Here is a 7,172-nt window from a genome sequence, read left to right as displayed (position 1 = left end):
GTATGGGGGGAAATAAAATAAATTATACTAGAATTAATAATGTTGATATTCTTTTTAGGGGCGGAGGTAAAAATACATTAATAGGCTTCTTAAAGAATGGGGTTTATATAAAAATGGAAGTGCCAAATGATTCTCTTTTAAACGTTTATCATGTTAAGAATTAAATTATAATATTAATATCTTCAATTATTGATGTAGATACATGCCCAAATAATCCCGCTTTCTCTGTATCGGTGGCTTCCTAAACGCAACCCAAGTGAAAGACCAAGGCGACAGTTTTATCTGTGTCGAAAATGGTAAACAGGTGACTTACCATAAAAAAGAAATCTTCCATCAAGATGCTTGGGATCACGATTATTATGTCTGTGAAAGTATCACAGACCAGCAAGCGCGCAACTGGGTCTATGATATTGCACCGCATTAATTGAATCCATTCAGGTTATAAATTAAACAATTACTAGAAACAGTAACTTGCATAACATTTCTAAAATTGATTTTTCATACTGTTTTCCTAAAACTGTATAAAAATAAAGCCAATAGGGAATGTTATGAATTATGAGATCGATGCCTTTGGCACCTTGGTGATTGCAGTATTTTTTCTTTTTATTGGGCGGTATCTGGTTAGTAAAATTGGCTTCTTTAGAAATTATAATTTACCTGAACCCGTGATCGGCGGTTTAGTCGCAGCGATTACAGCTTTTATTCTCTATAAATTTTTTAATATCAGTGCCACATTTAATTCAGAGATTCAAACCATCCTGATGCTGATGTTCTTCACCTCCGTTGGTTTAAGTGCAGACTTTTTAAAGCTCAAAGAAGGCGGAAAATCACTCTTGATCTTTCTGGTCTGTGTCATTCTATTTGTAGTCGTACAAAATGCGGTTGGTATGAGTTTAGCGACAGCACCAGGACTTGATCCATTAATCGGACTAATTGTCGGCTCGATTACTTTAACGGGTGGACATGGTACTGCCGGTGCTTGGGGTGAAGTTCTGGAAACTCAACATGGCATTCAGGGGGCGATTGTCCTCGGTATGGCAAGTGCTACTTTTGGTTTGATTATTGGCGGACTTGTGGGTGGTCCGGTTGCCAAATACCTGATTAAACGTAATCAACTGGCTGAAACAGTGGCGCAGGAAACCAATGAACAGCAACTCGATGCTAACATTAACACGGCACCCTTTGAATATCCAAAGAAGACCCGACTCATTACAGCCAGTAATGCGGTATCAACTTTGGGGATGTTCGCCCTATGTATTTTTGTTGCCAATCAGATGACAGAAATCAGTCAGGGGAGGTGGTTTGAACTGCCAACCTTTGTTTGGGCTTTAGGGACAGGGGTGATTGTACGTAACATCCTGGAGCATGTGCTAAAAGTCGATATCTTTGATCGCGCCATTGATGTATTTGGGAATGCCTCATTATCCTTATATTTATCTATGGCTTTACTGTCACTACAACTCTGGTTGTTGGCCGATCTGGCAGGCCCGCTTATTACGATTTTATTGGTGCAGACAGCAGTATTGATCCTATTTACTGCAATTGTGACCTTTAGAATCATGGGGAAAAATTACGATGCAGCGGTATTGGTGGCAGGGCAGTGTGGTTTTGGTATGGGGGCAACACCGACCGCAATTGCAAATATTCAGGCAGTAACCAATAGCTATGGTCCATCACATAAAGCCTTTTTAATCGTGCCGCTGTGTGGTGCATTTTTTATTGATATTGTGAATGCTGTGGTGATTCAGAGTATCATTGCATTTTTCGGTTAAATTTTAATACGACTTCAAAATCATACAGACATGAAAAAGCCCCATGGTTAGGGGCTAGTCGTATGCACATCTAAGGCACATACTGTAAGAGGCTCATCTCATACTGTAAGCATTAAAACATAAATCTCCAGTAAAAGATAATGAAACATCAACTGTTTAAAATGATTCAATGTAGGAACATCATTTTAATTTAAGTTTGTTCAAACTATAAAATTCAATTTAAATACTTTAGCTTAATATTGAAAATGCTTTTTACATTCTCTGCCAGCAAAGGTTCGGATACTGAGCCGTATCAATTTCAATCAAAAGGTTGAGAGAGATCATATTTCTAAAATTTAAATAAAAAGAATTGCTTTTAAATTAAACAATAACATCAAAAGTTTGCTATAAAAAGCCTGACCGAGTTCTTAGAATAGCGGCTATTTTTCAATCTTAAAGCGCATTGATGCCAACGTAAGAACAGCTTTTATCCGTCATTCATACCCAAACAGAAATTATAAAACTAGACCATGATCTGAATGCAGTCATGACACTGATTGCAGATAAAATTCAACAGATTACTGGTGCTCAAGGTGCTGTGGTGGAATTGGATGAAGGCGAAGATATGGTCTATCGCGCAGTGTCGGGCGGGGCAGCACATTTATTGGGTTTACGCCTTGCAAGAGAGAATAGCTTGTCCGGCTTATGTATCGCAGAAAACCGTATTTTATATTGTGAAAATGATCCACGGGTAGATCGTCAAGCCTGTCATCGAGTCGGCCTACGCTCTATGGCAGTCGTGCCTTTAATTCATGCCAATGAAGTGGTCGGTGTACTTAAAATCTATTCTGATCAAGTTGCAGCATTTAAACTTCGTGATTTAAAATTATTAAACTTGATGTCCGAAACATTTGCCGCAGCGATGTATCATGCCACCAAATTTGATGCACAAGTATTATATAAAATGGCAACTCAAGACAGCCTAACCGGACTTGCCAATCGGGCATTATTTTTAGATTGTCTACGGCAACGCATGAGCTTGGCGGAACAGCAACAGCAATCACTAAACGTTTGTATGCTGGATATGGATAGACTGAAATCGATTAATGATCAGTATGGGCATCGAGTAGGAGATGCAGCATTAAAAGAAATTGCAACACGACTAAAAGCAATACTAGACGATGAGGTTGTCATAGCTCGGCTGGGTGGGGATGAGTTTGCACTTATTTTAGACATGAATACTGACCGAAATCAGGCACTATTAACGATGCAAGATATTTCTCAAGCCTGTGATGCAGTTTTTAATTTTGAAGAAATGAGCTTACAGATTGGTTTAAGTATCGGACTGGCAGTTTATCCTGAAGATGGTGTAGAAATTGAGACATTATTAGAGTGTGCCGATTTACGCATGTATGCGCAAAAACACCAACGTAAGCAACAGGGCATAAATAAAAACCATCAGGTCGGGTTACAGGCCTGATGGTATAAATCAACAAGTTGAAAAAGTATTAGATTGAAGCCATTTCCTGTTCAATCACAGGCCATAAATTCTGATGGCTACGTTTAAACATCAACATATGACCAATGGCCTTATGTGCATAACTTTTAGGTTTGAGCTCAATCATCTGGGTTTTTGCGTTCGAGTATAAACGCAATAAATCTTTTACATTGGCTTCAGTGGCAATTTCATCATCCGATGACCAGATTGCAGTCACAGGGCAGGTGATCTGGTCATGATAATCATGTGATGGCGAAATTTTTTTACCAATCGCATTGATCACATAACCCGGCTTGCTACAGAACTGTGCCCATTGTTTAGCCACATCTTTAGGCAGGTTTTCCCCCATACCAATCTTGCTGGTCGGGCCATAACCCAGTGTAAAACGTGACAGTGGAAAAATTACATCAAACATCACAGGAGCGAGTAGTTTGGTTCGACCTTTTAAGCCTTTCACATGACCGGTTGAGCCAGATACAGCTATAACTTTGGCTACTTTGTCATAGTTCGGTACGATCCCGAGTAACTGCCCACCAGCACTATGACCAACCAGAATGACTTGTTCAGCTTTGGTTTTATCTCTCAAAGCATCAATCGCAGCGGGAATATCTAACTGTCCCCATTGCACAATGCTGGCTTTAGATTTTTTTAAAGGACCATTCAAGGACTGACCAATACCACGAAAGTCAAAACACAATACATCATAACCTTGTGCCTGCAGCCACACATTAAAACTGTGATAGAACTGTGCTGTAATTCCGGTCGCAGGGCAGATTAATATAGGTAAAGCTTTTCGGCTAGCTGCATTGGTGGCGTAAAAACGTGCTGTCAATGGATAGCCATCCTTGCACTTAATGGTCAATGTTTCAAATTCGGACATGCGCTACACTATATTTTTGGGATCATTATCAAGAATTAATCTACACCAGTTCCGGGTAGGAGCGGTTTTAAAACATGACTAAAAAGTCAAAATAATGAACATAATGGAATTAGGATATGCAGCTAATCGAGCTTAGTCTGGCAGTTAAACTGGCAATTTTATTTAGTGGAATTTTCTTATGGGGAGGGATGTTGACAGGAGTGTGGAAATATCTGCAGATCCGCAATTCAGCCCAGTCACGGGCACATTATTATGTCGATATTGCCCATCGTAGCAGCTTGCTGTATGCACCAGCAGCACTAATTCTTGCGGTATTGGCTTATTATTCTCAATTTTCAGAGACTATAAATCTGATCTGTATAGTATTGAATCTGGCTTTTTTCAGCTTCTCAATTGGGGCTTATATTCTGCATGGCATGCTAAAAGACACCACCAACCAATTCAAAAAACCGCATCAATTGGGCAAGGTTCAGTTACCGGGCATATTGATGACTTTGGCGATGATCGGGTTAATTGTGGCAGAGCTGGGTGGAACAGGAATTTTACTTTGGGGCGCAGCACACGGGCTGTTTTAGATTATTTTTATTCTGATTGGAAGGAGAAATACTTGAATTGGACTTTTCTTTTTCTTCTACCACATGGATGAGTGGCGAAGTCATCCATGTGGTTCAACATCAAGGTTGATTAGCGATATTTCTGGTCAATGACCACCCATAGGTAAAATGCAGCCGAGACGATCAGCGCATACGCTAAATACTCTGGCTTTAAATTGCCTTGAATTACGCAGTGAACGATTAAAGTCAACATCAGCGCAAAGGTGGTGCTTAGAAACACCACAAGGTTAGAATTGGCTTTAAGAGCGTCAATGAAGACTTGCTTTTTGAAATGTACTGATAACATCTCCATCCCTCCTATTTTTAGTGTTATTGATGTCCAAAACTGAGTGGATTGATCAGAATTGAACATACAGTTGTACTTCGAATACCAGAACTTTTCAATAGCTCCGGATGACTGTTCTGGTGAAATACAGCAACTTTAGTCGTAGAGCTATAAAAATTGTCAAAGTACAGCAATTTACCTGAACCATTTAAATGCTTAAATTAGGGTTTAAGGTAGTGCTGGGTGATAAAATTTAAATGGTACAAGCAGGAAAATGCAAATTTTACGCCACAATATGTAGTTTACTTGGCAGAGAATGTAAGCACGTGTATGCGGGATGCTGAAGAATTATAAAATTTGTTAGAATATTGATATAAGTAAATGAAATTGAATAATTTTGGAAATGATTAAGTTAGTTTAGCTAAACGAATGGTTAAATTGTGTATCAGCTAAATTTTATCTACTTTTAACTGAGCGCTTGCTTAGCGATAATCATGCAGTGAATTGAACCAATAAATGTCCGTTTGGGTAAAACCTGACAATTATTGATCGCGCTTAAATCGTATTCTGGGTAAAAAGACGATTTATTGACACTGCGCAGAAAGATTAATTTCTGATACGGTCAATCACAGCTGAAATCACGAGAACAATCAGGGCTGGGATAAGCCATGCCATGTTTTGCTCAGAAAGCGGCAAATTCTGAAGTGCAGCAGGTAAATCAAAACCGGCAACTTTAAGACCATCAAATATACCGAAAATAAATGCAACCAGTGTGGTTGGTGCAACAACTTGAGCAGGCTTTTTAAAGAAATGTCCACAGAAGCTCAGCAGGATCACTGCAATTGCAGGCGGATAAATCGCGCTCAGTACAGGCACAGAAACGGCAATCAGTTTGGTCAAACCAAGGTTTGAAATCACCAGCGAGAAGCCAACCAGAACAAATACAAAGGCTTTGTACGGTAAACGGGTAATCGATGAGAAATATTCAGCACATGCACAGGTCAGCCCGATCGCAGTTACCATGCAGGCAACAAAGATCATGATTGCAAGGAAATAGGCACCCATATCACCAAAGGCATGTTGTACATAAGCATGCAGAATAATCGCACCATTGGCAGCATTTGGGGCAACTTCATGACTACCCAGACCCAATTTAAACAGGCTGAGGTAAACCAAGGTTAGGCCGATCCCGGAAATAATGGCAGCATTTACCGCATATTTGGTAATCAGCTTACGGTCAGTGACCCCACGAGAAGTAATTGCACGCACAATCACGATACCAAAGACCAAGGCACCCAAAGTATCCATGGTCAGATAACCATTGACGATGCCCTCAGTGACCGGGCTAGAAACATAATTACCAATCGCAGCAGGTGGGTTACTCGCAGGAATAAGAACTGCAGCCACACCTAAAATGACCAAGGCGATAATTTTCAATGGAGACAGGAAGTAACCCACAGTATCCAGAATTTTATTTGGATACAGTGAAACCAGTGTCACCACAGCAAAATAGATCACGCTATAGATCAACAGATTGCTTGGCTCATTGCCAAAATAAGAGGAGAAACCAATTTCATAGGAAACGGTTGCAGTACGTGGCGTTGCGAATAAAGGTCCAACAGTGAGATAACAAACTACGGTCAGTAAAAGACTTGCAGCTTTACCTAAAGGTGAACTTAAGATCTGGATTGAACCTTCAACACGAGACAATGCCACGATGGTGATAACAGGCAGGCCAACTGCAGTAACTAGGAAACCTAGAGCAGCTAACCATACATGCTCACCGGCTTGTTGAGCCACAATCGGTGGAAAGATAATGTTGCCGGCACCGATGAACAGTGCGAAGGTCATAAAACCTAAGGCAACAATATCCCGAGTACGGAGACTTGTCATAGAGGGAGAATAAACGAACAAAAGAAAGCGATTTTAAAGGAAATATGCTGATTTTTGGAGCACATTTTGGTTTGAGCTTCGATGAATTTCCTTGAGTAATTTTCTGTTTAACTGATAGGTAGAACTTTGGTGAAAATAAATTTATGAATTCAATCAAATAAATTTATAAATTGTAAAAATCATCATAAATTATCAATATTTCTAAAAAATCCTGAATAGTTTTATTTGTTTAATCTATAAGCAATACATATTTTAAATATACATTTTCTGA

General features: G+C 39.6%; 7 protein-coding genes. 4 read left to right on the top strand and 3 right to left on the bottom strand.

All coding sequences use genetic code 11. The annotated features are described in order from the left end of the window. Window positions 1–229 precede the first annotated feature (229 nt). The 3 genes from C3420_RS09810 (at window position 230) to C3420_RS09800 (ending at window position 3,231) form a co-directional block, all read left to right on the top strand. Window positions 230–424, top strand: a complete 195-nt coding sequence (locus tag C3420_RS09810; protein WP_228152957.1) for a hypothetical protein — start codon at window positions 230–232, stop codon at window positions 422–424. A gap of 124 nt (window positions 425–548) precedes the next feature. Then, window positions 549–1,772 (top strand): sodium/glutamate symporter, encoded by a 1,224-nt coding sequence (gene gltS, locus C3420_RS09805; protein ID WP_103800352.1) that lies wholly within the window; start codon window positions 549–551, stop codon window positions 1,770–1,772. A gap of 475 nt (window positions 1,773–2,247) precedes the next feature. Next, a complete protein-coding gene (locus C3420_RS09800) occupies window positions 2,248–3,231 on the top strand; it encodes a sensor domain-containing diguanylate cyclase (RefSeq protein ID WP_228152956.1) in 984 nt (327 codons plus the stop codon). Window positions 3,232–3,259: 28 nt separating this feature from the next. Here C3420_RS09800 and C3420_RS09795 read toward each other — a convergent pair whose 3' ends face one another. Continuing rightward, complete coding sequence (locus C3420_RS09795; protein ID WP_103800353.1) at window positions 3,260–4,129, bottom strand: alpha/beta fold hydrolase; 870 nt, start codon at window positions 4,127–4,129, stop codon at window positions 3,260–3,262. 116 nt (window positions 4,130–4,245) lie between these two features. On the opposite strand from C3420_RS09795, the gene C3420_RS09790 reads away from it, so the two are divergent. Then, window positions 4,246–4,704, top strand: a complete 459-nt coding sequence (locus C3420_RS09790) for a hypothetical protein (protein ID WP_103800354.1) — start codon at window positions 4,246–4,248, stop codon at window positions 4,702–4,704. Window positions 4,705–4,813: 109 nt separating this feature from the next. On the opposite strand, the gene C3420_RS09785 is transcribed toward C3420_RS09790, so the two are convergent. Next, entirely contained in the window at window positions 4,814–5,029 is a 216-nt protein-coding gene (locus C3420_RS09785) for a hypothetical protein (protein WP_004893017.1), read from the bottom strand. Between the two features lie 585 nt (window positions 5,030–5,614). Continuing rightward, window positions 5,615–6,901, bottom strand: coding sequence for a branched-chain amino acid transport system II carrier protein (gene brnQ, locus C3420_RS09780; protein ID WP_005222381.1), 1,287 nt, complete (start codon window positions 6,899–6,901; stop codon window positions 5,615–5,617). Window positions 6,902–7,172 lie beyond the last annotated feature (271 nt).

The organism is Acinetobacter sp. ACNIH3, from assembly GCF_002918965.1.
Classification (GTDB): domain Bacteria; phylum Pseudomonadota; class Gammaproteobacteria; order Pseudomonadales; family Moraxellaceae; genus Acinetobacter; species Acinetobacter schindleri.
Note: the sequence above shows the minus strand (reverse complement) of the source record. Positions and strands in the feature narration are given on the sequence as shown.

Bases quoted from the DNA above. Each gene is read 5' to 3' on its own strand.
- C3420_RS09790 (WP_103800354.1), top strand. From the start codon at position 4,246: ATGCAGCTAATCGAGCTTAGTCTGGCAGTTAAACTGGCAATTTTATTT.
- C3420_RS09795 (WP_103800353.1), bottom strand. From the start codon at position 4,129: ATGTCCGAATTTGAAACATTGACCATTAAGTGCAAGGATGGCTATCCA.
- C3420_RS09785 (WP_004893017.1), bottom strand. From the start codon at position 5,029: ATGTTATCAGTACATTTCAAAAAGCAAGTCTTCATTGACGCTCTTAAA.
- gltS (WP_103800352.1), top strand. From the start codon at position 549: ATGAATTATGAGATCGATGCCTTTGGCACCTTGGTGATTGCAGTATTT.
- brnQ (WP_005222381.1), bottom strand. From the start codon at position 6,901: ATGACAAGTCTCCGTACTCGGGATATTGTTGCCTTAGGTTTTATGACC.